Annotated in this window: 26 protein-coding genes and 2 tRNA genes; 12 read left to right on the forward strand and 16 right to left on the reverse strand. The window is 70.9% G+C overall.

Going from position 1 to position 25,110, the window contains the following annotated elements; all coding sequences use genetic code 11:
• Positions 1-16: 16 nt before the first annotated feature.
• Positions 17-793: a nuclease-related domain-containing protein gene (locus ACIBI9_RS48345; RefSeq protein WP_397233411.1), complete on the reverse strand. Its 777-nt coding sequence runs from the start codon at positions 791-793 to the stop codon at positions 17-19.
• A gap of 256 nt (positions 794-1,049) precedes the next feature.
• On the opposite strand from ACIBI9_RS48345, the gene ACIBI9_RS48350 reads away from it, so the two are divergent.
• Positions 1,050-1,340 (forward strand): hypothetical protein, encoded by a 291-nt coding sequence (locus tag ACIBI9_RS48350; RefSeq protein ID WP_397233413.1) that lies wholly within the window; start codon positions 1,050-1,052, stop codon positions 1,338-1,340.
• A gap of 7 nt (positions 1,341-1,347) precedes the next feature.
• Positions 1,348-1,710 (forward strand): DUF5130 family protein, encoded by a 363-nt coding sequence (locus tag ACIBI9_RS48355; protein ID WP_394498055.1) that lies wholly within the window; start codon positions 1,348-1,350, stop codon positions 1,708-1,710.
• Here ACIBI9_RS48355 and ACIBI9_RS48360 read toward each other — a convergent pair.
• The 9 genes from ACIBI9_RS48360 to pepN form a co-directional block, all read right to left on the reverse strand.
• Entirely contained in the window at positions 1,707-2,657 is a 951-nt protein-coding gene (locus ACIBI9_RS48360) for a hypothetical protein (RefSeq protein ID WP_397233414.1), read from the reverse strand. The genes ACIBI9_RS48355 and ACIBI9_RS48360 overlap by 4 nt on opposite strands.
• A gap of 50 nt (positions 2,658-2,707) precedes the next feature.
• Complete coding sequence (locus ACIBI9_RS48365; RefSeq protein ID WP_397233416.1) at positions 2,708-3,985, reverse strand: protein kinase; 1,278 nt, start codon at positions 3,983-3,985, stop codon at positions 2,708-2,710.
• A gap of 10 nt (positions 3,986-3,995) precedes the next feature.
• Positions 3,996-6,236, reverse strand: coding sequence for a TIM-barrel domain-containing protein (locus ACIBI9_RS48370; RefSeq protein WP_397233417.1), 2,241 nt, complete (start codon positions 6,234-6,236; stop codon positions 3,996-3,998).
• Positions 6,233-7,330 (reverse strand): glycoside hydrolase family 15 protein, encoded by a 1,098-nt coding sequence (locus ACIBI9_RS48375; protein WP_397233419.1) that lies wholly within the window; start codon positions 7,328-7,330, stop codon positions 6,233-6,235. Before ACIBI9_RS48375 ends, ACIBI9_RS48370 begins: the two co-directional genes overlap by 4 nt.
• An 18-nt stretch (positions 7,331-7,348) precedes the next feature.
• Positions 7,349-8,605 carry an ABC transporter substrate-binding protein gene (locus ACIBI9_RS48380; protein WP_397233421.1) on the reverse strand — a complete coding sequence of 419 codons (1,257 nt, stop codon included), beginning with the start codon at positions 8,603-8,605 and terminating at the stop codon, positions 7,349-7,351.
• 12 nt (positions 8,606-8,617) lie between these two features.
• Positions 8,618-9,424: a carbohydrate ABC transporter permease gene (locus ACIBI9_RS48385; RefSeq protein ID WP_397233422.1), complete on the reverse strand. Its 807-nt coding sequence runs from the start codon at positions 9,422-9,424 to the stop codon at positions 8,618-8,620.
• Positions 9,417-10,313, reverse strand: a complete 897-nt coding sequence (locus ACIBI9_RS48390; protein ID WP_397233424.1) for a carbohydrate ABC transporter permease — start codon at positions 10,311-10,313, stop codon at positions 9,417-9,419. The genes ACIBI9_RS48385 and ACIBI9_RS48390 overlap by 8 nt, the downstream gene beginning before the upstream one ends.
• Complete coding sequence (locus tag ACIBI9_RS48395) at positions 10,310-11,509, reverse strand: ROK family protein (protein ID WP_397233426.1); 1,200 nt, start codon at positions 11,507-11,509, stop codon at positions 10,310-10,312. The genes ACIBI9_RS48390 and ACIBI9_RS48395 overlap by 4 nt, the downstream gene beginning before the upstream one ends.
• Before the next feature lie 128 nt (positions 11,510-11,637).
• Positions 11,638-14,202, reverse strand: a complete 2,565-nt coding sequence (pepN, locus tag ACIBI9_RS48400; protein WP_397233428.1) for an aminopeptidase N — start codon at positions 14,200-14,202, stop codon at positions 11,638-11,640.
• Between the two features lie 90 nt (positions 14,203-14,292).
• Here pepN and ACIBI9_RS48405 point away from each other — a divergent pair, with 90 nt between their 5' ends.
• Together ACIBI9_RS48405 and ACIBI9_RS48410 are read left to right on the forward strand one after the other, a co-directional pair.
• Positions 14,293-14,913 (forward strand): disulfide bond formation protein DsbA, encoded by a 621-nt coding sequence (locus tag ACIBI9_RS48405; RefSeq protein WP_397233430.1) that lies wholly within the window; start codon positions 14,293-14,295, stop codon positions 14,911-14,913.
• A 127-nt stretch (positions 14,914-15,040) separates the two neighbouring features.
• On the forward strand, positions 15,041-16,444 hold the full coding sequence (locus tag ACIBI9_RS48410; RefSeq protein ID WP_397233432.1) for an aldehyde dehydrogenase family protein: 1,404 nt from the start codon (positions 15,041-15,043) through the stop codon (positions 16,442-16,444).
• A gap of 79 nt (positions 16,445-16,523) precedes the next feature.
• On the opposite strand, the gene ACIBI9_RS48415 is transcribed toward ACIBI9_RS48410, so the two are convergent.
• Positions 16,524-17,255, reverse strand: coding sequence for an SDR family oxidoreductase (locus ACIBI9_RS48415; RefSeq protein ID WP_397233434.1), 732 nt, complete (start codon positions 17,253-17,255; stop codon positions 16,524-16,526).
• 9 nt (positions 17,256-17,264) lie between these two features.
• Positions 17,265-17,750: a peptide deformylase gene (gene def, locus ACIBI9_RS48420; protein WP_394498029.1), complete on the reverse strand. Its 486-nt coding sequence runs from the start codon at positions 17,748-17,750 to the stop codon at positions 17,265-17,267.
• Between the two features lie 91 nt (positions 17,751-17,841).
• Between def and ACIBI9_RS48425 the strand changes: the two genes are divergently transcribed.
• A complete protein-coding gene (locus tag ACIBI9_RS48425; RefSeq protein ID WP_397233436.1) occupies positions 17,842-18,309 on the forward strand; it encodes a ribose-5-phosphate isomerase in 468 nt (155 codons plus the stop codon).
• A 3-nt stretch (positions 18,310-18,312) separates the two neighbouring features.
• Here ACIBI9_RS48425 and ACIBI9_RS48430 read toward each other — a convergent pair whose 3' ends face one another.
• Together ACIBI9_RS48430 and ACIBI9_RS48435 are read right to left on the reverse strand one after the other, a co-directional pair.
• Entirely contained in the window at positions 18,313-18,459 is a 147-nt protein-coding gene (locus tag ACIBI9_RS48430; protein ID WP_394498025.1) for a hypothetical protein, read from the reverse strand.
• A 24-nt stretch (positions 18,460-18,483) separates the two neighbouring features.
• Positions 18,484-19,713: a GNAT family N-acetyltransferase gene (locus ACIBI9_RS48435; RefSeq protein ID WP_397233438.1), complete on the reverse strand. Its 1,230-nt coding sequence runs from the start codon at positions 19,711-19,713 to the stop codon at positions 18,484-18,486.
• A gap of 118 nt (positions 19,714-19,831) precedes the next feature.
• Here ACIBI9_RS48435 and ACIBI9_RS48440 point away from each other — a divergent pair, with 118 nt between their 5' ends.
• The gene (locus tag ACIBI9_RS48440; RefSeq protein WP_397233440.1) at positions 19,832-20,947 is read left to right on the forward strand and encodes a PP2C family protein-serine/threonine phosphatase; all 1,116 of its coding nucleotides are present in this window, start codon (positions 19,832-19,834) and stop codon (positions 20,945-20,947) included.
• 127 nt (positions 20,948-21,074) lie between these two features.
• Here ACIBI9_RS48440 and ACIBI9_RS48445 read toward each other — a convergent pair whose 3' ends face one another.
• Positions 21,075-21,671, reverse strand: a complete 597-nt coding sequence (locus ACIBI9_RS48445; protein ID WP_397233442.1) for a response regulator transcription factor — start codon at positions 21,669-21,671, stop codon at positions 21,075-21,077.
• Between the two features lie 156 nt (positions 21,672-21,827).
• Here ACIBI9_RS48445 and ACIBI9_RS48450 point away from each other — a divergent pair, with 156 nt between their 5' ends.
• Complete coding sequence (locus tag ACIBI9_RS48450) at positions 21,828-23,132, forward strand: M50 family metallopeptidase (protein ID WP_397233444.1); 1,305 nt, start codon at positions 21,828-21,830, stop codon at positions 23,130-23,132.
• Positions 23,133-23,142: 10 nt separating this feature from the next.
• Positions 23,143-23,493, forward strand: a complete 351-nt coding sequence (locus ACIBI9_RS48455; RefSeq protein ID WP_397233446.1) for an MmcQ/YjbR family DNA-binding protein — start codon at positions 23,143-23,145, stop codon at positions 23,491-23,493.
• An 82-nt stretch (positions 23,494-23,575) separates the two neighbouring features.
• Here ACIBI9_RS48455 and ACIBI9_RS48460 read toward each other — a convergent pair.
• Positions 23,576-23,652, reverse strand: a tRNA-Pro gene (locus tag ACIBI9_RS48460).
• Between the two features lie 89 nt (positions 23,653-23,741).
• Between ACIBI9_RS48460 and ACIBI9_RS48465 the strand changes: the two genes are divergently transcribed.
• From ACIBI9_RS48465 to ACIBI9_RS48480, 4 genes are all read left to right on the forward strand, one after another.
• Positions 23,742-23,815 (forward strand) — tRNA-Gly (locus ACIBI9_RS48465).
• Positions 23,816-23,859: 44 nt separating this feature from the next.
• Positions 23,860-24,249 carry a VOC family protein gene (locus ACIBI9_RS48470; protein ID WP_397233448.1) on the forward strand — a complete coding sequence of 130 codons (390 nt, stop codon included), beginning with the start codon at positions 23,860-23,862 and terminating at the stop codon, positions 24,247-24,249.
• 62 nt (positions 24,250-24,311) lie between these two features.
• Positions 24,312-24,458 carry a hypothetical protein gene (locus ACIBI9_RS48475; RefSeq protein WP_397233450.1) on the forward strand — a complete coding sequence of 49 codons (147 nt, stop codon included), beginning with the start codon at positions 24,312-24,314 and terminating at the stop codon, positions 24,456-24,458.
• Positions 24,459-24,461: 3 nt separating this feature from the next.
• Complete coding sequence (locus ACIBI9_RS48480; protein ID WP_397233452.1) at positions 24,462-25,088, forward strand: uridine kinase; 627 nt, start codon at positions 24,462-24,464, stop codon at positions 25,086-25,088.
• Positions 25,089-25,110: the final 22 nt, after the last annotated feature.

Genomic DNA, 25,110 nt, shown 5'->3' on the forward strand with positions numbered 1-25,110 from the left:
ATGCCCGGGCCGGGGCCTAGTCTTCGCCGTAGCGGGCCGGCAGCACCTGGGCGGCGATGTCGAAGATCCGGTCGATCTCGCCGTCGGTCAGGGCCCGCTCCCGCTTGGTGATCCATCTACGTGCGCGGTCGCCCTGGTAGACGTCCACGCCGCGGATGGTCATGATCTTCCATGGCACGGGCGGGCCGTAGATGGCGAGCGAGGGCACGACCGAGACCTCGCGGCCGAACGACTTGGTGATCAGCTCGCTGGCCTGCGACGCCTCCCACTTCGCCTCGGTCAGGCGGGCCTTCTTGTCGAAGGGGCCGTGGAAGAGCTTCTTGCCCATCTGCACCCGCACAGGGAGCCGCTTGTCCCACTTCTCGGAGTCGACCGCGTACACGCCGGTCGGGCCCACCACGAGGTGGTCGATCTGGGCCTCGCTGTTGGGGATCGCCCTGGCGTGGAGCGTGCGATAACCGCTGCGTTCGAGCTTGCGCAGCTGCGCCTCGGTGCGGCGCTCCGCCACGGACGTGCGCCGCCAGGCGGGCACGGACGAATGGGATCGCTGGCGATAGACCGCCTCGGCGACGGCCGCGATCACACCCGCGGTCACGCCCAGCCGCCAGTCGCTCACGAGGAAGCCCACCACCACCGCGACGGCGATCCCCACCAGCGCGCGGTTGCGCAGGCGGCGGAAGTGCGGTGTCTGCAGCAGGCTGCGCACGGACGCGCGCTCGACAGGCGCGTACGTGGAGGTGGGCGCCGAAGGCTTCGCGGCGGCGGTCTGCTCGCTCTCTGGCCGGTCGCTCACCCAGATAGGTGACGCATTGTGACCGTCTTCTCGCTGGATGTCGGAGTCCACGTAACTCACCGTAGCTCGGAGATCGGAACGATTCCTAGTGTTGCCCTGTCCATAGTTTTATGGCCCAGCTCATCGTGTTCCACGCATGTTTTCGGGGTATGTTCTACGTTCTTCTCTAGAGATGTCGTCTCAAAAAAGATCTTACCTGGTGGACACTCCCAGGTGAGGTCTGGCCCCCTGACCGCATCGGGATTACGTTCAAGATGTGTACAGCGCAGGCGAGATTCTGCTGTTTCTCATCGGGGTGTCGTTCGGGCTGTTCATCGTGATCAGCCTGCTGGTCATGCTGCCGGGGCGTAGCGCGCAGCGCCGGGTGGAGTCCGGCCCGGTGTGGCTGGGCGGCCCGTCCAGGAGCGAGCGCGGGGTCAGCACCTCGGACCTGGTGCTGGCCGACCGGGTGGCGCACTGGGCGGACGTTCCGGAGCACGACTGGGTGGCCGCCGCCGAGACAGCCGAGCCCGGCAGACACCTCGGCGGGGCCTCCGCGGGATGGTGATGTGACGATGCGAGGACTGACCGCCGCACAGGCCGACGACGTCAGACGTGCCCTGCACACCGCCGAGCGGCGCAGCGGGCTGCGGTTCGGGGTGTTCCTGGGGGATCCGGTGGGCTCGCGCCGCCACTTCGCCGAACGCCTGCACGCGGCCCTGGGCGAGGAGGCCGACGACGCCGTGGTGCTCCTCGTCGACCTGAAGGGCCGGGCGCTGGAGATCGTGACGGGGGAGAACGCCCGCAGGCGGCTGACGGACGGCGCCTGCCGGCTCACGGCGATGTCGATGGCGACGGCGTTCAGCGTGGGCGACCTGGTGGGCGGCCTCCTCTACGGCATCGGCGCCCTCGGGGAGCAGGCCACCGCCCGCCGCTAGAGACGTCGGAGCAGGTCGACGATGTGCTCGCTGACCCCGCTCAGCAGCGTCGCGGGCTCGATCGGCGCGGCCGCGACGGCCGAGAACAGCGAGGGCAGCCCGGGCAGCGGGAACCCGTCGTCCTTCATCGCCGCGGACCCGACGGGGTTCTTGTCGAGGGCGGCGCGGCTGCGCTCCCACGCGTCCAGCACCTCCTCGGGCGACGGCACCCCGAACCCGTGCCCCACCGGGGCCGCGTGCCGCAGCCGGACGAGGGGGGTGTCGGCGAAGGTGAGCGCCGTGCGGGCCCGGACATGGAGGTCGGCGCGCGGCTCGGGCGCGATCCAGTCCATGGCCGTGCACGGGTTGCGGCAGGTGGCGACGCAGACGGCCAGCGCGCCGGCGACCTGGCTGTGCTGCCGGTCGAAGTACGCGCGCCAGCCCTCGCCCGGCTCCACCGACACCCGCAGCGTCCGGTTGGTGGCGGACTGCTCGGACTTGGTGTGGTCGCACTCCCGGTCGCCGATCACGCCGAAGCGGCTGCCCGGCGCGCTCAGCCCGTCGGGCCAGCGGGCCGGGTCGCCGGCGTGGCCGAGCTGGGGCTCGAAGGCCAGCAGCGGCAGGTATTCGCTGGCGATGTGGACCGCGGCGATCATCGGGCTCAGCTCGCGCCGGTGCCACCGTACGGCGATCACCTCGAGCAGCAGGCCGTAGGCGGGCCGCAGCGACTCGAGCGCCCCGCGCGGCTGCTCGCGCGGCGTCTGCGGCATGTGGCAGGCCCGTGCGCGCCGCCGCAGGTCGGCCGGGACGCCCTTGGCCTCGGCCGCGAAGTCCTCGGCGTCGAGTGAGAGCAACCGGTGACCGAACTCGCAGACCTCGGCGATCTCCGCGGCCGGCGCGAGCGCGCCGAGGTCGGCGAAGGCATAGCGGCGGGCCAGGGCGACGAGCAGGTCACGAGTCGATTCCACCCGATGACTCTCTCACGATCGACGAGTGGCTGAGGACACGAAAAAAGCCGTCATCCCGGGCACGGAGAGCGGATGCACTGGATCTCGCCGGAAGAGTGGCTGATCGTGGGATCGGCGGTCGGGGGCTCCTCCGGACCGGCCGTGGTCGGCTCCGCCGTGGGCTCGGGCTCCGAGGTGGTCGGCGTGGGGGTGGGCGTCACGGTCGGGGTGGCGGAGACCGAGACGCTGGGGCTCGGCACGTGCGTCACGCTGCCGGTCGCCGTCGGCTTGGGGGTCGGCGCGCGCCTGGCCGGGGGCGTGGACGGCTTCCTGGCGCTCGGCGACGGCGGGGCGGCGGTGACCGAGGTGGCGTCCACGGTGGGCGGCACCTCCTCGACGGTGGTGGCCGGGCCCGCCGGGCGCAGCCAGACGGATCCCGCCACCACCCCGGAGACGATCACCGCGGCGGCGGCGGTGAGCGCCGCCCGCAGCGTGCGGTTGCGGCGCGGCGCGAGCGGCCGGTCCGGGGCGTCCATCGCCTTGCGCGCGGCCTCCGCCAGCGCCGCGGCCGACGGCCAGCGCCGGTCGGGCGTCTTCTCCAGCGCCCGCGCCACCACCTGGCGCGGCCCCGGGGGCACGTCGTCGGGCAGCTGCGGGATGGGGGCGTTGAGGTGCTTGAAGATGATCTGTACGGGTGTGTCGCCCTGGAACGGGAGCTCTCCCGTCAGGCACTCGTACGCCACCACGCCCAGGGCGTAGACGTCGACCGACGGCGTCACGTCGCTGGCCGTGGCCAGCTCGGGGGCGCAGTAGCCGGCCGAGCAGAGCATCGTGCCCGTGGCCGTCAGATGGCCGGCCGAGGCCGAGTGGGCGATGCCGAAGTCGGTCAGCACCACTCCGCCGTCGGTCCTGATCATCAGGTTGGCCGGCTTGACGTCGCGGTGGACGATGCCCTGCGCGTGCGCGGCGGCCAGCGCGTCGCCGACCTCCGCGATCAGCCGCATGGTGGCCTCGGCGCCGAGCGGGCCGCGCCGCAGGACGCGGTCGAGCGACTCGCCGCGCACGTATTCCATCACCAGGAAGCTGACCTGGCGGCCCTCGACCTCGCAGATGCCGTAGTCGTAGACGTCGACCACGCCGGGATGCCGGAGCGTGGCCATGGCGCGGGCCTCGTTCTGGAAGCGCTGGGTGAAGGCCGGGCTTTCCGACAAGGCGGGCATGAGCACCTTGACTGCCACCGCGCGCCCGAGAACCGTGTCGTCGGCACGCCACACCTCGCCCATGCCACCGCCGCCGAGGCGGCCGGCGAGCACGTAGCGATCATTGAGAGTGGTCCCGGCCCCTAGCACGTACCCGAGGCTAACATCGTGTCAGGTGTGCTTTCGGCAAGTCGGTGAACACTCCCGCGAGGCGTGTCCAGTGCTCCTTCGCGCAGGTGACGGGCGGGCGATCGAGGCCGGCGGGCAGCGTCACCTCCCGGCCGCCCGCCAGGTCACGCCCGGTCCAGACGTCGACCCAGTCGCCGTCCGGAAGGTAGACCGAAATTTCCGAAATACCGGGTTCGGTCACGGGAGCCACCAGGAGCGCGTCCCCGAGCTTGTACTGCAGGGGGTGGCGCCAGATCCTCGGGTCGCGCGGATGGTCGAAGAACAGGCCGCGCATGAGCGGCGCGCCGCCGCCGACCGCCGTACGGGCCTGCTCCACCAGGTACGGCACCAGCCGCTCGCGCAGCTCGGCCAGCCGCCGGAACACCGGGACCACCCGCTCGTCCCCGGTCCGGGCGGCGACGTTCCACGGCGTGCGATCCCTGAGGGGCGTGCGGTGGTGGTTGAACTCCGAGTGGTACTGCATGATCGGCATGAAGGCCGCCGCCCCCGCCGCCCGCAGGTACAGCTCCGCCTCCGGCACCTCGCCGGAGAAGCCGGCCAGGTCCCAGCCCCAGTAGACGATCCCACAGGCGGAGGCCGTGATCCCGGCCCTGATCGACGACCTGAACGCCTCCCACGTGGAGTCCTCGTCCCCGGCCCAGAACGCGCCGTGCGGCTGCGACCCGGCGAACCCGGCGCGGCTGAACGTCACGGGCGCCTTGCCGCACGACCGCAGCAGGTCGCCGAAGGCCCGGGCGTAGTGGACGGGGAACAGCCCGTTGCCCTCCGCGCCGTCGCGCCCGTCGGCGTAGCGCAGGTCGTGGCCCCAGGCGTGCTCGCCGCCGTCCGTCTTGAACCCGTCGACGCCCACCTCCTCGACCAGGTAGCGGCGCTTGGCCGTCCACCAGTCGCGTACCTCCTGGGAGGACAGGTCGGGCATGAGCGCGAGCGGGAACCACCAGCCCCGGTTGCGGTAGGGGCGGCCGTCGGGCTCGCGCACGCCGTAGCCGCGCTCGACGAGCTGCCCGGCGTCCACGGCGGCCTGGTGCCTCGGGTGGGGGCGCGTCTTCTGCAGCGGGATCTGCCAGAGCAGCACCTTGATGTCCCTGCGGTGCAGCTCGTCCACCATGCCCTTGGGGTCGGGCCAGGGCCCGTCGGGCGGGAAGGTGTAGTCGGCCAGGCGGTGCGGCTCCTCCGAGGGCTCGTACTCGGCGCCTCTGAACGCCGTGAAGGTGCTCTCGTCGCTCCACGCCTCGATGACCAGCGCGCCGACGGGGATGCCGTGCTCGCGGTGCCGGTCCATCTCGGCCAGCACCCGCTCCTGCGTGTTCCACTCGTTGCCGCTGGCCCACAGCCGGAACACCCACGGCGGCAGCTCCGTGGGCCGCCCGACGTCGTCGAGGAAGCCGCGCAGGACGTCGGCGGGCGCGGCGCCGTCGTGGAAGCGCACGCCCAGCTCGCCGTCCCGGCCCACCTCGGCCTCCACCCGCACCCGGCCGGGCGTGGAGGCCCCCACGTCGTACCAGGTGCGCCGCGAGGTCCGCACGTGCCAGCCCCAGCTCGCCCCCTCGCCGACGACCATCGCGAACGGCATCGGCAGGTAGGTGCGGCCGTGCCGCCCCTGCGACTTGTACTGCTCGAAGACGACCGCGTCGAGCTCGCGTCCGCGCTGGTCCACGGCGTCGAACCGCTCGCCGAACCCCACGACGTGCTCCTCCGGCCCCAGTTCCAGCTCGAAGCGCACCCGCAGCGGCCCGTCGCCGTCCGACAGCCACCGCACGCTCCCCGGCACGATCCGGTCGGCGCCGGTGACGTCGAGCTTCCCGCCGGCGTCCGACCAGCTCGCCGCCGACACCTCGAACCACCTGCCGGTACGGGTTCCGCCGTCGGCGGTCGTGGCGCGGAAGCGGTAGGCGTAGCGGTGCCCGGCCCGCAGCGCGGGTGTCCGCACGGCCCACGAACCGGCGGCGGCCCGCGTGGCCCGGGCCTGGGCTGCGGCGAGATGCCCGCCGTCCACGCCCGAGCCGGGCCCCGCACCGGCGTCGCGCCTGGTCAGGGGCAGCTCGATCGGCGGCGCGCCGTCGGCGGCCCACTCGCACACCACGGCGGCCACGTTCGCCGAGGCCCGTACCCGCAGCTCCACCGGCTCGCCGTCCACGGGCCTGGCCGGGACGCGCTGGTCCTCGGTCTCGGCGTACGGGTGCCCGGAGCCGTGCGGCCGATGCCGGATCATGCGTGTACTCCCAACTCGTCGGCGAGGATCAGATACATGCCGTGCGACCACAGCAGCGGCGTGGCCACGGGCCCCCAGCGGTCGAGCCACTCCTGCCGCCGCCCGGGCGCCAGCAGCAGGTCGGACACCTGCTCGGGCAGGTCACCGCCGGGCGCGGCCTGGGCGGCCATCCAGTCCAGGTAGCCCCTGGCCTCGGCAAGGCGTCCCGCCCTGGCGTGGTTCCAGCCGAGGAAACCGGCCAGCAGCACCCACCGGCCGCCGCCGTAGAAGGTGTCGGCGAGGTAGCGGTAGACCCCGCCGTCCCTGGCGAGCACGCGCTCCACCTCGGCGACCGTGGCCGCCCCGACCGGGTGCGCGGCCGGGTAGAGGCCGAACGGCTCCACGCACGCGAGCAGGCTGGCGTCCACGGCGTCGCCGCCGAGCCACTTCCGCAGCCGCGGCGGGCCGGACCCCTCCCGGGTGAGGCCGTCGCGCTCCACCAGCGCCGTGATGCCCTCGACCGCCTCGGCGGCCGACGCCTCCTCGGCCGCGCTCAGCACGCCGAGCGCGGCGGCGGCCCGCAGGCTGGCGTGGATCGCGCCGAGCGTGGCCACGTGCCGCTGCTCGACGTGCTCCTCCCACCAGTCGTAGCAGGGCAGGTGCCAGAACGCCGTCAGGTACCGGACGGTCGCCCTGACCCCCTTCTCGACGCCGGGGACCGCCCTGCCGTGCCGCGCGGAGTGCTCGCGCAGCGCCCAGAGCCACGTCCCGTACCCGTCGAGCTGGAAGTCCCACCAGTCGTCGTCCCCGTCCACCCCGTCGAGGGTGAAGCGGGTCGGCAACATCTCGGCGACCGGTACGGCCTCGCCCCGGGCGGCCCGCGAGACCAGCGAGTCCACCTGGCCCGCCCGGTCGGCGACCGTGCGGGCGCACCAGGCGTGGAAGGCGTCCGCCCCGGCCACGTCGCCGTGCCTGCTCACCCCCTCGGCGATGAACGCCCCGTCCCGCAGCCACGAGTAGCCGCGGTAGGCGGAGAAGGTGGGCGAGGCCGGATAGGCCCCGGTGGGGGACTGCAACCTCTTGATCACGTCGAGGCTGTGCGCGACGAGGGACAACGAGAACTCTCCTAATGATCAGCCGAGCAGGGCGTTCACGTCGGCGGCGGCGGCCTTGAGCGCGTCCGGCACCGGCTTGCGCCCGGCCGCGGCCTCGCCGAGCTGCTTGGTCACCGCGTCCTGCATCTCCTGCTGCCGCTTGATGACCGGCGGCAGAGCGATGGACTTGAGCGAGTCGAAGACGGCCTGCCGGTTGGCCGGCTTCGGGTCCTTGAGGTAGCCGGCGAGCACCTGCTGGTCGGCGACCGGCGGCAGCTCCCAGGAGGACTCGACGCGCGTGGTGGCCGCGGTGTCCGACGAGGACAGGAAGCGGGCCCACGCCCACGCCTCCTTGGAGTGCTTCGTGGTGGCGGAAGCGGCCACCGCGTTGTGGAAGACCGCGCTGGCCTTGGCGGCGTCACCGGGCTCGACGACCACGTCCCACTCGAACGGCACGTCCTTCAGCCCAGCGAACTGCCAGATGCCGTTGTGCCACATGGCGAGCTTGCCGGACTTGAAGAGGTTCGTGTCGTAGTCGGCGGTGCCGCCGATCTCCGTCTCGGTCGGCATGGTCTTGCCCACCTTGGAGACCAGCCACTGCGCCGCCCTGACGCCCTGCGGGCTGTCGAAGGCCGCCTTCTTCCCGTCGGCCGACAGGAACTCGCCGCCCGCCTGCTTGAGCGTCTTGTAGAACTCGAAGAACTGCACCGGCTGGAAGTCGCCGTACACGCCCTTCTTCCGGTCCGTCAGCTTCGCGGCCGCGGCCTGCTCGTCGGCCCACGTCCAGTCCGCCGTCGGCAGGGCGACCCCCGCCTTCTCGAACAGGTCCTTGTTGAAGAAGAGCACGACCGTCGAGAACGACGCGGGCAGGGCGTACTGCTTGCCGTCGCGCTTGAACGCGTTGAGCGACTCCTGGGCGTAGACCGAGGTGTCGCCGTCGCCCGCCACGCCGCCGAGGTCGAGCAGGGATCCGGCGCTGGCGTAGGTGACGAAGTTCTCGTAGTTGAGCTCGAACGTGTCCGGCGCGGTGCCGCCCGCGATGCTGGTCTGGAGCTTGGTGAAGTACTCGTCGAAGGGTGCGGTCTCGACGACCACGTCCACCTTCGGGTTCTCCTTCTCGAAGGCCTTCTCGATCTTGTCCAGGTCTTTGACGTGGTCGGGGGCCGCCGAGAAGGTGAAGTACCGCAGGGTCACCCTGCCGTCCGCGCCGGTCGTGGCCTTCGTGGCCGAACCCTGGGAGCAGGCGGAGGCGAGCAGCGCCGTGGCCGCCGCGATGATGAGGAAATGTCTGGACATGGGGGGATTCCTTTACTTGAGCCCGCTCTGCGCGACGCTGGCGATGACGTGCTTCTGCGCGAAGACGTAGAGGATGAGGATCGGTACGACGCTGATCACCGAGCCCGCCATGACCACGTCCCACTCGGTGGTGAACTGGCCGTGCAGCGTGGCCAGGCCCAGGGGGAGGGTCATGAACTCGGGCGACTTGATGATGATCAGCGGCCAGAGGTAGCTGTTCCAGCTGGCCATGAAGCCGAAGATGGCGAACGTGGCCAGCGCCGGGCGGATCAGCGGCAGCACCACGTGCAGAAAGATCCTGAAATGTCCGGCGCCGTCCAGCACCGCCGCCTCGTCGAACTCCCGCGGCACCTGGTTGACCGCCTGCCGCAGCAGGAACACCCCGAACGCCGAGGCGATCGTCGGCGCGAGCAGCGCGAAGTACGTGTCGACCAGGTTGAACGTACGCATCTCGATGAACAGCGGCACGACCAGCACCGGCAGCGGCATCATCAGCGTCGCGAGATAGACCGCGAACAGCGCGCCCCTGCCGGGGAACGGCAGCCGGGCGAACGCGTAGGCCGCCATCGCGCTCGTGACGAGCTGCAGCGCGGTGGAGGCGGCGCCGATCCAGGCGCTGTTGAGCACGATGCGCCAGAACGGCAACGTCTCCAGCAGCTTGCCGTACGCGTCGAGGCTCGCGCCCTCGGGCGTGAAGTCGGGCGGCACGGCCAGCACCGCGTCACCCGGCGTGACGGACGTGATCACCGCCCACGCGAACGGGAACAACATGACCAGCGCACCCAGGCCGACCAGCAGGTAGCGCAGGACCCTACCCATAGGTCACCCACCGCCTCTGGCCCCGGATCTGCACGATGGTCACCAGCAGCACCACGGCGAAGAGCAGCCATGACAGCGCCGAGGCCGCGCCCGCCCTGCCGTACCTGAAGGTGAGGTCGTAGATCTGCGACACCACCACCTGCGTCGCGCCCCCGGGACCGCCGCCGGTCATGATCTTGACCTGGTCGAAGACCTGGAAGCCGTTGATCAGCGAGATCACGATCACGAAGAACGTCGAGGGCGACAACAACGGCAGCGTGATGTGCCGGAACCTGCGCCAGGCCGACGCGCCGTCCACCATGGCGGCCTCCTGGTACTCGCGCGGGATCGCCTGCAGCCCGGCCAGCAGGATGATCATCACGAAGCCCAGGTCCTTCCAGGCCGAGGCCAGGATGATCGACGGCATCGCCCAGTCCGGGTCGGTCCACCAGCCGGGTCCGCTGATCCCGAGCAGGCCGAGCGCCCAGTTGACGATGCCGCTGGCGGGGTTGAGCAGCCACTTCCACATCAGCGCGACGACCACCCAGCTCGTGATCACCGGCAGGAAGTAGATGCCGCGCAGCAGGCTCCGGCCCCGCATCGCCCGGTTCAGCAGCACGGCCAGGCCCAGCCCGCCGGCGTAGACGAGCGGCAGGTAGCCGGCGATGAAGGAGAGCGTGTGCAGGAAGGCCGCCCGGGTCTCGGGGTCCCCGATCAGCTCGGCGTAGTTGTCCAGGCCGACCCAGCGCATGTCGGTGATGAGGTCCCATTCGTGCAGGCTCGTCCAGAACGAGCCCAGCATCGGAATGAGCGTGTAGAGGGTCAGGGGGACCAGGCTGGGGAGCAGGAACACGGCGACGGTGACCCCGTACCGCCAGCCCTTCCTGGGCGGGGCGGGGGTGAGGGTCACGGCGTCGCCCCGATCAGGCGGGCCCGCACCAGGCGGCCCTGCTCGCCCGCCGCCCCCGCCGCGTCGAACGGAGTGGCCAGCACCAGGGCCGCCGCGCCCTGCGCCCAACTCGTGTCGTCCCAGCTCTCCACCTCGACGGAGATGTCGCGCCGGCCCGGGTAGAGCTGCGCCCTGAGCGCCGCGTCGAAGCTCGCCCGCCAGAGCGGCCAGTCGGCCGTCCCCTCGCCGAGCACCACCACGACCTCCGGGTCGACGACGTTGATGAGCCCGGCGGTGGCCCGCCCCAGGATGGCCCCGGCCTCGGCGAACACCTCCCGCGCCCCCGCGTCACCCCCGGCGGCGGCCCGCCCGAGCGCCGGCAGATCGAGCTGGACGTCCTTGGCCCGGGCCGCGGCGAGCAGGCCCGCGGCGCCGACGTACGCCTCCAGGCAGCCCCGGGCCCCGCATCCGCACACCGGCCCGCCGGGGTCCACCGGCAGGTGGCCGAACTCGCCCGCGCCGCCCCGCGCCCCCCGGTACACCCGCCCGTCCGCCACGATCGCCGCGCCCACGCCGCGCCCGATCGTCACCACGAGGAAGTCCCGGTGCGTACGCCCCCGCCCGTACAGCCGCTCGGCCGCCGCCAGCGCGTTCACGTCGTTCTCCACCAGCACCGGCAGTTCGAGCCGCCGCCGCAGCCAGTCGCCCACCGCCATGGCCTGCCACCCGAGCGTGGGCGCGTTCACCGTCCCGGCCGCCTGGTCGTCCACGCTGCCCGGCACCCCGACCCCGATCCCGAGCAGCGGCGGCGTCCGCTCATCGGCCGAGCTCTCCGACACCACGGACGTGATCGCCCCGGCCAGCGAGTCGAGCGCGTCGGGCGCGGACGGGTCGAACGGCCGCTCCCACGAGCCCAGCACCTCCCCGTCGAGCCGCACGTCGACGAGCACCAGGTGGTCGGCCGTCACCTTGACGCCCAGCGCCCGCCCCGCACTCCCGACCAGCCCCAGCCGCACGGCGGGCCGCCCGCCGCGCGACGGCTTCAGGTCGAGCTCCTCGAGCATCCCGTGCCCCATGAGCTCTCGCGTGAGCTGCGTGACGGTGGCCGGGCTGAGGTCGAGCCGGCGCGCGATCTCGCTGCGGCTGAGCGGCCCGACCGTGCCCAGCAGGGCGAGGATCGCCGTCCGGGTGAGGTCTCCGCGATCGGTGCTTACCATGCGATGAGGGGACTTTCTTTAGAAGTAAAGTTAGTCCCGAAATATCCCTCTTGGTTCGCGTGCCTGTCAACCCCCGGAAACACGAGAGGACCCCCGCCCGCGGCGGGGGTCCTCTGTGAAGCGGCGCGTCAGGCGGACGCGGCGTCCTTCTCCCGGTTGCGCAGCGCCCGGCTGACGCCGTCGGCGCCCTCCAGGATCAGCCGCCGCAGCGCCTGCGGCGGCTGCTCGGCCTCCAGGTAGTCCTGCGCGGCCCGCACCGTCTCCGGCTCGATGAGCAGCGCGGGGAAGCACCCCACCGCGAACGTCGACGCCTGGTCGAACGTCCACTCCCGGTAGATCCGCCCCACCTCGGCGAAGTACTTCTCCCGGTACGGAGCCAGCAGCTCGGGGTGGTGCGGGTCCTGGAACCCGGAGATCGTCGTACGCGCGATGTGGTTGGCCAGCTTGCCGCCCACGACCCGCTCCCAGGCGGCGGCCTTGGCCTCGGCCGTCGGGATCGCGGCCCGGCACAGCGCCGCGGACCGCTCACCCGTCGCCGTAGGGTCCCGCTCCAGCTCGGCGTCGATGTCGGCCTCGCCCAGCCGGCCGCCGGTGACCAGCGCGTGCACGAGCGACCAGCGCAGGTCGGCGTCCACGCTCAGGCCCTCGGGCACCTCGGAGCCGTCGAGGATGCGCTGCAGCAGGTCGAGGTCCGCGTCGGAGGTGGCCACCGGCCCGAACGCCTGCAGGAACGCGAGCTGGTGGTCGGATCCCGGCGCGGCCTGGCCGAGCTGCTCGCGCAGCTCCGCGGCCAGCAGCGCCAGGCCCTCGGCCTGCCAGGCCGGGTCGGCGTACTGCTGGACGGCCATGCGCGCCTGGCGCAGCACCGCCTGCAGGACCGTGATGTCCTTGAGCGTGCCGGCGCCCGAGACGACCAGCCTGACGTAGTCGCGCGTGGCCATCTCGCCGTCACGGGTCATGTCCCAGGCCGCCGACCAGCACAGGGCCCGGGGCAGCGACTCGGTGAACGCCGCGATGCCGCCCTCGACCAGCGTCCGCATCGAGCGGTCGTCGAGGCGGATCTTGGCGTAGGTGAGGTCGTCGTCGTTGAGCAGCACCAGGTCGGGCTGCTCCTCGCCGACCAGCTGGGCCACGCTGGTGCGGGGGCCGACCACGTCCAGCTCGACCCGCTTGGTCCGCTTCAGCTCGCCGTCCACCAGCGAGTAGAGGCCGACCGCGACCCGGTGCGAACGCAGCGTCGGGTGCTCCGCGGGCGCCTCCTGCAGCACCTCGAAGCTGGTGAACCGCCCGTCGGACACCTCGAACGAGGGCCGCAGCGTGTTGACCCAGGACGTCTCCAGCCACTCCTTCGACCAGGACGACAGGTCGCGGCCCGAGGTCCGCTCCAGGGCGTTGAGCAGGTCCTTCAGCTCGGTGTTGCCCCAGGCGTGCTCGGCGAAGTAGTCGCGCACGCCGGCCAGGAAGTTGTCCAGGCCGACGTAGGCCACGAGCTGCTTGAGCACCGAGGCGCCCTTGGCGTACGTGATGCCGTCGAAGTTGACCTCGACCGCCTGCATGTCCGGGATGTCCGCGGCGATGGGGTGGGTCGAGGGGAGCTGGTCCTGGCGGTAGGCCCAGGCCTTCTCGACGTTCGCGAACGTGGTCCACGCGCCCTTGCCCCACCGAGTGGCCTCGGCCTGGGCCAGGACGGACATGTAGGTGGCGAACGACTCGTTCAGCCACAGGTCGTCCCACCAGCGCATGGTGACCAGGTCGCCGAACCACATGTGCGCCATCTCGTGCAGGATCGTCTCGGCGCGCCGCTCGACCACCGCGTCGGTGACGCGGGAGCGGAAGACGTAGTCCTCCAGGAACGTCACGCAGCCCGCGTTCTCCATGGCGCCCGCGTTGAACTCGGGCACGAAGCACTGGTCGTACTTCCCGAACGGGTAACGCACCCCGAACACCTTGTGGAAGAAGTCGAAGCCCTGCCGGGTGACCTCGAGGATGTTGTCGGGGTCGAGGTGCTCGGCCAGCGAGGCCCGGCAGTAGATCCCCAGCGGGATGCCGTCGTGCTCCGAGGTCACCTTGTGGTAGGGCCCCGCCACCAGCGCGGTGATGTACGTCGACATGGCCGCCGTGGGCGGGAACTCCCACCGCCTGGCCGGGGCCACCGCCCCGTGCTTGCCGCCCTGCTCCGGCAGCTCCTCGACCGCCGAGGCGGCCGCGTTGGAGACGACCTCCCAGTCGGCCGGGGCCAGCACGGTGAGCTGGAACGTGGCCTTGAGGTCGGGCTGGTCGAAACAGGCGTACATGCGGTGCGCGTCCGCCGTCTCGAACTGGCTGTGCAGGTAGACCTGCTTGTCCACCGGGTCGACGAAGCGGTGGAGGCCCTCGCCGGTGCGCATGTAGCTGCAGTCGGCGTCCACGCGCAGCTCGTTGGACTCGGCCAGCGACGGGAGCGGGAAGCGGCCCTTCTCCTCGTCGTAGGCGGAGACGTCGAGGTCCTCGCCGTTGAGTGTCACCTTGCGCACATGGGCGCCGTGCAGGTCGATGAAGGTGGAGGCGCCTGGCCGGGCGCTGCTGAAACGGACCGTCGTGACGCTCTCGAAGCGCTCCTCCCCCTCGGTCAGGTCGAGTGCGACCTTGTACGACTCGACCTTCAGCAACCGGGCGCGCTCACGAGCCTCGTCCCGGGTCAGATTGCCTGCCAAGTTGCGCTCCTTTTCACCACTTCATCGAAGTTTGTCGGTATCGTGCCACGCTGGGAATAGGACTCGATCCACCTCAGGTTACGGGTCCACATGAGCGAAAAGATTCCCGTGGATCTGTGGTTCGATCCTGCCTGTCCCTTCGCATGGGTCACGTCACGATGGCTTCTCGAAGTCGAGAAGGTCCGTCCCATCGAGCCTCGCTGGCGCATCATGTCCCTCTATGTCCTCAACGTGGACAAGGACATCTCGGACGAGTACCGCAAGTCGACCGAGCGGGCCAGGGGTACCGTCCGGGTGGTCGCCGCCGCGGCCGCCAAGCACGGCGAGCAGATCCTCGGCCCGCTCTACACCGAGCTCGGCACCCGCCTGCACAACCAGGGCCTGGGCAGGGAGCCTGAGCGCCTGCGCGAGGTCATCGAGAGCGCGCTGGAGAGCGCGGGGCTCGAGAAGGAGCTCATCGAGGCCATCGACTCCGACGAATGGGACGAGGCCATCACCACCTCCCACAACGAGGGCATCGACCTCGTCGGCCAGGAGGTCGGCACCCCGGTCATCCGGGTCGGCGCCAACGCCTTCTTCGGGCCCGTGATCACCAAGATCATCAGGGGCGAGGACGCGGGCCGCCTCTGGGACGGCGTGCTCGCCGTCACGTCCTTCGAGGACTTCTTCGAGCTGAAGCGCAGCCGGACCAAGCGCCCCGAATTCGACTAACCCTCTCATTCTCCCGGGGTCAATCATCGTACGCTGACGGAAGAACGCTGCTTGCGGTGTAGAAGACTTATCCCCGCATCAGGGCAAGCCTCTCACCGCCACCTGAGCTCCTGACAGGATGGTGGCTATGCGTCAGCTGTACATCGGCGGCTCCTGGACCGCTTCTGCGTCGGACGAGTCCATCGACGTCGTCAACCCGGCCACGGAAGAGATCATCGACCGGGTGCCCGCGGGGTCTCCCGACGACGTCGAGGCGGCCGCGGGCGCCGCCCGGAAGGCATTCCCCGGCTGGTCCGAAACGGCCGCCTCGGAGCGTGGCAAGCTGCTCGGTGACGCCGCCGAGCTGCTGAAACAGCGCTCCGAGGAGATCGCCAAGACGATCGCCACCGACATGGGGGCGCCGCTGGGCTTCGCGCGCAAGGTGCAGACGCTCATGCCGGCGACCGTGCTGTCCTCCTACGCGCAGATGGCCGAGACCCACCCCCGCGAGTCGCGCGTGGGCAACTCGATGGTGGTCAAGGAGCCCATCGGGGTGGTCGCCGCGATCACGCCGTGGAACTACCCGCTGCACCAGATCGTCTGCAAGGTGGCCCCCGCGCTGGCCGCCGGCTGCACCGTGGTGCTCAAGCCGAGCGAGGTGGCCCCGCTGGCGGCGTACGCGCTGGCGGAGATCTTCGCCGAGGTCGGCCTGCCGCCGGGCGTGTTCAACCTGGTCAGCGGGCGCGGCCCGGTCGTCGGCGAGGCCATGGCCGCCCACCCCGAGGTGGACATGGTCTCCTTCACCGGCTCGACCGCCGCCGGGCGCAGGGTGGCCGCGCTCGCCGCCGAGTCCGTCAAGCGGGTCGCGCTCGAGCTCGGGGGCAAGTCGGCGAACATCATCCTCCCCGACGCCGATCTGGCGCTGGCCGTCAAGGTCGGCGTCGCCAACTGCTTCGTCAACGCCGGCCAGACCTGCTCGGCGTGGACCCGGATGATCGTCCACCGCGACCAGTACGACGAGGCCGTCCGCCTGGCCGTCCAGGCGGCCCGCGGCTACACCGTCGGCGACCCCTTCGACGAGTCCACCAGGATCGGCCCGCTGGTCTCCGCCACCCAGCGCGACCGCGTGGTCCGCTACATCAACCGGGGCCAGGAGGAAGGAGCCCGGCTGGTGGCCGGCGGCACCGAGCGGCCCCTCGATCGGGGCTACTACGTGGAGCCCACCGTGTTCGCGGGGGTGGAGCCGGGGATGACGATCGAGCAGGAGGAGATCTTCGGGCCGGTGCTGTCGCTGATCCCGTACACGAGCGAGGACAAGGCCGTCGCGATCGCCAACGACACGAAGTACGGGCTGGCCGGAGCGGTCTGGGCGGCCACCGAGGACCGCGCCATCGCCGTCGCCCGGCGGCTGCGCACGGGCCAGGTCGCCATCAACGGCGGCCGCTTCAACCCGCTGGCGCCCTTCGGCGGCTACAAGCAGTCGGGGGTGGGGCGGGAGCTGGGGGAGCACGGCCTGGAGGAATACCTGGAGACCAAGGCCATGCAGCTGTAACGCCCACCCGGCCCTGCGCCGCACCGGGTGCGGCGTCGGTGTGGGGCGCCGCCCCTTGGGGGAGGGCGGCGCCGGTGGGTCAGATGAGGAGGCCGCCCGTGGCGACGAGGTTCTGGCCGGTGATCCAGCGCGAGTCCGGGCCGGCCAGGAAGGCCACCACGGAGGCGATGTCGTCGGGCTGCCCGAGCCGTTGCAGTGCCGTCATCGCCGCGGTCTGCTCCAGCGCCCCTGGCGGGTTGGTGCCCCGCAGCAGGTCGGTGTCGGTGGCGCCGGACGAGACCACGTTGACGGTGATCCCGCGCCCGCCGAGCTCCCGCGCCGCCACCTTGGCGAACTGCTCGACGGCCCCCTTGCTGCCGCAGTAGAGCGTCAGGGCGGGAGCGGGCACCTGGGTGTTGAGCGTGGAGATGTTGACGATGCGCCCGCCGTCGCGCATCACCCGCGCGGCCCACTGCATGGCCAGGTAGACGGCCCGGGTGTTGACCGCGAACACCCGCTCGTACTCCTCGTCCGTGATCTGCGCCATGGGCTTCTGCCCGAGGATGGCGACGGCGTTGTTGACCAGGATGTCGAGCCCGGGCAGCCGCGACTCGGCCTCGCCGAACAGCCGCGCCAGATCCTCCTTGCTGCCCAGATCCGCCTGTACGGCGTGCGCGCCCGTCTCCTTGGCGACCTGCTCGGCGGCCTCCACCGAGCGCTCGTAGCAGAAGACCACCTCCGCTCCCTCGGCGGTCAGCCGCTCCACGATGGCCTTCCCGATGCCCCTGGATCCCCCTGTGACCAATGCGCCTTTGCCGGAAAGTGTGCTCATGTGGCCAACCTATGCTCTGAGCATGATCTTGCGAGCTTCGTTTCGCGGCAGGCGATCGACGTACAGCCTGCCGTCGAGGTGCTCGGTCTCGTGCTGGAAGCAGCGCGCGAGCGACCCGCGCGCCTTGATCCGTACCGGCCGCTGGAGCCTGTCGATCCCCTCGACGGTCACCCCCGCGGCGCGTCCCACCGGGGCGTAGATCGGCAGCCGTGTCTGCCGGTCGGGCACGGACAGGCAGCCCTCCTCGTCCGTCACCTCCTCCGGGTCGTCGACGGTCAGCACCGGGTTGATCACGTGACCCTTGCGCCCGGCGATGTCGTACACGAACAGCCGGCGCGACACGCCGATCTGCGGGCCGGCCAGGCCCACGCCGTTGACCGCGTACATCGCCTGGAACATCTCGTCGATCAACCGGCGCAGCTCGCGGTCGAAATCCGTCACGGGATCGGCGGGCGTGCGCAGGACCGGATCGCCGATGACGCGGATCTCACGCATGGGCATCTACTTTCGTAAGGACTGGACAACGGTAGAGGTCCTTACTCTAGCCAGCGAGGCTCATCCGCGGGGGCTGTGGAAGACTGGGCGGGTGCGTGTCTACATCGGTGCCGACCATGCCGGCTATGAGCTCAAGAACCACCTCGTGTCCTGGCTGAAGGACCACGGTCACGAGGTCACCGACTGCGGTCCCTTCGTCTACGACGCCGAGGACGACTATCCCGCGTTCGTGCTGCGCGCCGCCGAGGGCGTCGCGGGCGACCCCGGCAGCCTGGGGGTGGTCATCGGAGGCTCCGGCAACGGCGAGCAGATCGCCGCCAACAAGGTGCGCGGCATCCGCGCCGCCCTGGCCTGGAGCGAGGAGACGGCCAGCCTCGCCCGCGAGCACAACAACGCCAACGTGGTCAGCGTCGGCGCGCGCATGCACTCCACCGAGGACGCCACCCGGTTCGTGGAGGTCTTCCTGGGCACGGTGTTCTCCGGCAGCGAGCGCCACAGCAGGCGCATCGCGCAGCTGACCACGTACGAGACGATCGGCCAGCTGCCCTCGCTGCCCTAGCCCTCAGCCCTTGCGCTTGGCGTCGCGCCTGGGCATCTCGTCGCGCAGAGGCCGCCGGTCGGCGGCCTCCTGCTGCTCCTTCGACGGTTTCGACACGTCGCGGGCGCGCATGGCGATGGTCGCGGTGATCTGCAGGCTTTGCAATGCCATGCCCTCGACCCTACGTCAGGATCATCAGAAGACGAGGCCGCACCACGGTTTCGGGCTCCATGACATCGCCGTGGCCAGCGCCCGTACCGAGCCGCTCGAGTGCTCGCGCAGCACGCCCGCCTCCAGCGACTCCACGAGCAGGCCGTCGCCCAGGTACGCCGAGCCGAGCGCGGCCACCGGCAGCGTCACGTCCGGCTCGTCCTCGACCTGCTTGCACTCGGCGCCGGTCTGGTCGGCGGTCAGCCGCCAGCGCCCGGCGTTCCACGGGCACACGTCGTCCTCGACCTCGATCACCACGTCCACCGGCGCCGAGTAGGCGCGCGAGGTCAGCGCCTTGTCGACCTCGACCACGCGTACCCACAGCTCGTCCGCCCAGGTCGCGCGGAGCTGGCGCTGGTCGGCGATCAGCGCGATCAGCGGGTCGTCCACCGGCCTGCCGCCCGCCTCGACCTTGGAGATGAGGTCGCGATCCAGGAGGTTGCGCCAGAGCAGGGCGTAGGCCGCCGGGTCGGTCGCCTCCAACTCGTGCAGCTTCAGCTCCCCGTCGGGGATGCCGTTGGCGTCCCAGGACCCCTTGATGCGGAACAGCGCGTAGCCGCGCACGCCGCCGTCGTCCTCGGCGAGCACCGAGCGCAGCGGCCCGTTGCCGCGCTGGTCGAACTCCTCGTCGGCCAGCACCGCGTCCCAGTTGTGCGGCTGACGGTCATAGCGGCCCGGCCGCCGGGTCGCGACGGAGGCGAACACCCGCTCCAGATCGGCGCGGACGTCGGCGGGCTTGGCCACCCTGATCCTGAGCGACGGGTCCGCGGGAGCGTTCTTGACGAACGCCGAGCCGGTCTTGTTGATGCGGAACGACAGCTCGTGCGAGGCCCTGCCGTAACCGTACCGGCCATAGATGACGGCCTCGGAGGCGTAGAGCGCGGCGACGCTCTCGCCGCGCTCGCGGATGTCGGCGAGCTGCCTGCGCATGAGCGCGGACAGGATGCCGCGGCGGCGGTGCGAGGGGAGGACGCTGACGCTCGTCACGCCCGCGACGGGGAGCCGGCCGCCCGGGACGGTCATGGTGAAGCTGAGGACGGCGGTGGTGCCTGCGATGACGTCGCCGTCAAAGGCCGCCAGTGTGCGATCGAACTCGGTCTCCGCCTTGAACCGTTCCTGTTGCTCGGGGTGCGGAGTCCAGCCGAACGCTTCTTCGAGGACCGGGAAGTAGACCGGCCACTCGGACTCGTCAATCGGACGGATCGGATACGTCATCTGTCCACGGTAGGAGCGGGCAAAGGGGGACGGCCACCCAATATACGTGCTTAATGATCAAGGCCTTGGTCAAGTGGGCTGCCCAAACACGGGTCAGACCGATACAGTCAGGCGCATCATGAGTACCCGTCCGGCGCCGCTGATCCCGCCACGGGTCCGCGCGGTCTTGGTGCGGGTGCCGTTTCTGGTGGCTGCCGTGCGGTTCTTCCGGCGTGGCCCGCTGGCCCGCGAACGCAACCTCCTCGTCGCGCTGACCACGCTCGCGCTCGTCATCGGGTTCCTGGCGGCGAAGGTGTCGACCGAATTCTTCTCGCCGTCGCTGCTCATCCTGGTCACCCTGATCGGCGGGCTCCAGCTCCGGCTGCGCAGCCTGGTCAAGCTGCTGGTGGGGGTCGGGGTCGCGCTCGGCTACATCGCGATCACGCTGGGCGTGGGCCGCGTCGGCCTGGGGCTCATGGTGACGATCGGGTTCACCACTGTGCTGGCCGTGCTGATGGCGCGCACCAGGGGCAAGCTGGGCGTCCAGGGGCTGCGCGGCGACGCGATGCTGCTGGAGCTGCGCGACCGGCTCAAGAGCCAGGGCGAGCTGCCCGCGCTGCCCAAAGACTGGGGCGGCAAGGTCGTCCTCAAGCAGGCGGGCGGATCCTCGTTCGGCGGTGACTTCCTGGTCTCCATGCGCGACGGCAACTCCGTCGAGATCGCGCTGGTCGACGTTTCAGGCAAGGGAGTCGACGCGGGCACCAGGGCGCTGCTGCTGTCGGGGACGTTCGGCGGGCTGCTCGGCTCGGTCGAGGACTTCCTGCCCGCGTGCAACACCTACCTGCACCGGCAGCGGGGCGACGAGGGCTTCGTGACGGCGGTGCACGTACGCCTCGACCTCGACACCGGCGACTACACGATCACCTCGGCCGGCCATCCGCCGGTGGTGAAGTTCGACGCGGGCACCGGAAACTGGCAGGTGGCCTCGGCCAAGGGCGTGGTGCTCGGCGTGGTCCCCGACCTGCACTGCGAGCCCGACAGCGGCACCCTGCGCAAAGGCGACGCGCTGCTGCTCTACACCGACGGGCTGATCGAGCAGCCGGGCCGCGACATCGACGCCGGGCTCGACCGGCTGCTGGGGGAGGCGGAGCGGCTGCTGCCGTCCGGCTTCCGCGACGGCGCCAGGGCCCTGGTCAACGCCATGGCCTCGGGGCACAACGACGACTGCGCGCTGGTGCTGATCTGGCGGCCTTAGGCCGGTTCCGCCCGGTGACGTTTCACACGGGGCGGTCGTGATCGTGCTCACTGGCAGCGTCCTCGCCGTGCTGAGATCCTCTAGGGGTTCGGGCCCGGCGGAGCGGCGCGGCTCCTCCGGACCCGTCTCAGATCCACCCGGAGTCGCTCGCGATGCGTACGGCGTCGAGACGGTTGCGGGCGCCCGTCTTGCACATGATCCGCGACAGATGGTTACGCACAGTGCCCACCGACAGGAAGAGCTGATCGGCGATCTCCGTGGAACGCGCGCCGCCCGCGGCGATCCGCAGCACGTCGAGCTCCCGCCGGGTCAGCGGGTTGGTCGCGCATTGGAACGCGGCCACGGCCAGCTCCGCCTCGATGGCCCGGCGGCCCTGCGCGACCTGGCGCACTCCTTCGGCGAGGCGCTCCGGCCGTACGCACAGGCTCATGAACCCCAGCGTGGGCCCGGCCAGCGCCTTGCGCACCTGCCCGGGGTTGGGACGGGCCGACAGCATCAGCACCCCGCACCGCGGCGCCTGCTCGGCGAGCTGGACGGCCACCGGCAGCCCCGGCAGGTCGAGGTCGACGACCGCCACGTCAGGACCGCACGCCAGCGCCGCCCGCACCGCCTCCTCGGGGCAGCCGACCTCGGCGACGACGCGCAGATCGGGCTCGGCCTCCAGGGTGGCGAGCAGTCCGCGGCGGACCAAGGGCAGGTGCTCGGCTATCAGTATCTGAATCAAGACGTCCCCCTCCGTCGTCACCCAGAGTGATTGTTCGAAAGCGGACTGTCAATCCTCTCTAAATAGCACGCAAGCCGTGGAGCGGGGGTTGTTCGACTACTCTGGGGCTGTCGGACGGTTCGTCCACCCCTGTCGTCGGCTACGGAGCGCGCATAGATGAACTGGCTCTACATCGTGGGGATCATCCTCTTTCTCCTCGGGCTGATGTTCTCCATCGCGTTGCACGAGATCGGACATCTCGTGCCGGCCAAGATCTTCGGCGTCAAGGTGACCCAGTACATGGTCGGCTTCGGCTCGACGGCCTGGTCGCGGCGGAAGGGCGAGACCGAGTACGGCGTCAAGTGGATCCCGTTCGGCGGCTACATCCGCATGATCGGCATGCTGCCGCCGCGCCCGGGTGACGACCCGGCCAAGCTCAGGAGCACCTCGACGGGGCCGTTCCAGGGCCTCATCGACTCCGCGCGCGAAGCCGCGCAGGAGGAGGTGCGCCCCGGCGACGAGGACCGGGTCTTCTACCGGAAGAAGTGGTGGCAGAAGGTCATCATCATGTCCGGCGGCCCGGCGATGAACTTCGTGCTCGCGTTCGTCTTCTTCAGCATCCTGCTGGTCGGCATCGGCCTGCCCACCTGGGCGCCGATCGTGTCGCCCGAGACCGACACGTGCGTGATTCCGATCTCGGAGCACCGCAACACCTGCAAGTCCACCGACAAGCCCACCCCGGCCGCTCAGGCGGGCATGAAGGCCGGCGACCGCATGGTCTCCTTCGACGGCCAGAAGATCGGCTCCTGGGAGGACGCGACCCGCCTGATCCGCTCCCACGGCGCCGGCCCGGTCGCGCTCGGCATCGTCCGCGACGGCAAGCCCATGACCCTCAACGTCACGCTCATCGCCCAGGACCGGCCCAACCTGCAGGACCCGAAGAAGATCGACAAGAACGTCGGCTTCCTGGGCGTCCTGCCCACCGAGGTCATGCAGCAGCAGAGCGTCGGCCAGGTCCTCGGCTACATGGGCGAGCTGATGGGCCGGGTGGCGGGCTCGATCGTCAACCTGCCGCAGAAGATGGTCGGCGTCTGGCAGGCGGCCTTCTCCGGCGAGGCACGCGACCCCGAGGGCCCGGTGGGCGTGGTCGGCGCGGGCCGCATGGGCGGCGAGATCCTCGCCTCCGACCTGTCCAACGAGAAGAAGATCGCCATCTTCGTCAACCTGCTGGCCGGGTTCAACCTGGCGATCGGCATGTTCAACCTCATCCCGCTGCTGCCGCTCGACGGCGGCCACATCGCCGGCGGGCTGTGGGAGGGCCTCAAGCGGGCGTACGCCAAGATCATGCGGCGGCCGGAGCCCGCCTACGTGGACATCGCCAAGGTGCTGCCGCTGACGTACGCGATCGCGCTCGTCATGATGATCATGGCCGGCCTGCTGGTCTACGCCGACCTGGTCAACCCGCTCACGCTGACGGGCTGACGCCGCCGCCGTGGACGCCCTGGAGCGGCTGCGCGCCCTCTGCCTCGCGCTGCCGGAGGTCACCGAACGGCTCAGCCACGGGGAGCCGACCTGGTTCGTCCGTGGGAAGAAGACGTTCGTGATGTTCGCCGACCACCATCACGACGACCGGCTCGCCTTCTGGTGCGCCGCGCCTCCCGGGGCCCAGGGGGAGTTGCTGGCGGAGGACCCGGAGCGCTTCTTCCGCCCGCCGTACGTGGGGCATCGGGGGTGGCTGGGGGTCTATCTGGACGTGGAGGTGGACTGGACGGAGGTCGCGGAGATCGTCGCCGACGCCTACCGCCAGATCGCCCCGAAGTCGCTGATCGCCCGCATGCCCTGACCGGCGGGTCCGAATGGCGTTGATTTCTCCTGGGCCTGGTCATGCGGAAGGCCACCTCCGTGATGGAAGTGGCCTTCTGAGCTGGTCGGGGCGACAGGATTTGAACCTGCGACTTCTTGCTCCCAAAGCAAGCGCGCTGCCAAGCTGCGCCACGCCCCGCCTCGCCGAGTGCGCATGCGCTCCGGGACTCCGGTACGCTTACGCCCTAACGACCGGATGAAGTCTAGACCAGAGTTCGACCGGTTCGCGCGGACGTAGCTCAATGGTAGAGCCCTAGTCTTCCAAACTAGCTACGCGGGTTCGATTCCCGTCGTCCGCTCCAGACGGCGAAAGGCCAGGTCACCCCGGGTGGGGGCCTGGCCTTTCGTGATCTCGGCCCTGGTGACGGGAATTCTGATCAGTACTGTGGCAATCATGCGTGTGAGGCAGATCGTGGTGGATTGCCGGGATCCGCAGAGGCTGGTTCGCTTCTGGGCCGCTCTGCTCGGCGGGGACCCGGTGGATCGCGCCCGGGGCTGGTCGCATGTCGAACCGCCCGGGAGCGTACGGCTGGCATTCCAGCCGGTCGCCGAGGACAAGGCCATCAAGAACCGGCTGCATCTGGACATCGAGGTCGACGTCATCGCATCGGCCATCGCCCGCACGCTGCAACTGGGCGCCACGCGGATCGGCGAGACGGTGACCGACGACCAGGGCTCCTTCCAGGTGATGGCCGACCCGGAAGGCAACGAATTCTGCCTGGTCTCTCCCGCCTGAACAGTCCCGGGGCCTCGTGCCGAGGATGACCTGGCCGCCGGGGTTGTGCCTATACTCCGCAAGTGGCTGCTGAGACGATCTTCGGAATCCCGATCCGGTACGAAGGCGATCCGTCTCGATTGCCGATCACGGACCCGGTCCGCTCGGTCGAGATTCTCAGGGGCGTGACCGTGGAGATGGACCGGTTCGTGGCGGGCCCGCGGTCGTAAGGCATGCGCGCGCGAGCGATCTCCCGTGAGGGCCTCGTCGAGGAGCTGGCCGAACTGGTCGCCGGGCGGCCGGGGTGGGTGCGGGTGGCCGTGGACGGGGCTCCGGCGGCGCGTCCCGGGACGCTGGCGGACGAGCTCGTCGCCCCGCTCCGGCTGCGCGGGCGGCCCGTGCTGCGCGTGTCGGCGGACGACTTCCTGCGGCCCGCGTCGCTGCGGCTGGAGCATGGCAGGACCGATCCGGACGCCTTCTACGAGGACTGGCTCGACGTCAAGGCGCTGCGGAGGGAAGTGCTGGAGCCCTTGGACGAGGGCGGCTCCGGGCGGGTGCTGCCGCGGCTCTGGGACAGCCGCGTCGACCGGGCGTACCGGGCGCCGTACGAGGAGCTGCCCCCGGGCGGTGTGCTGATCGTGGACGGGACGCTGCTGCTGGGACGGGGGCTGGCGTTCGAGGCGAGCGTGCACGTGTGGCTGTCGGCGGGGGCGCTGGAGCGCGGGACCCCCGAGGACGAGCGGTGGCGGCTGCCGGCGTACGAGCGGTACGAGCGTGATGCGCGCCCCCAGCAGACGGCCGACGTCGTGGTCAGGGCCGATCACCCCAGCAGACTCGCCGTCGTGACCCGCGACGCGTGATGCTGGAACGCGGCCCGTGAGC

It is taken from the genome of Nonomuraea sp. NPDC050451, from assembly GCF_044458585.1.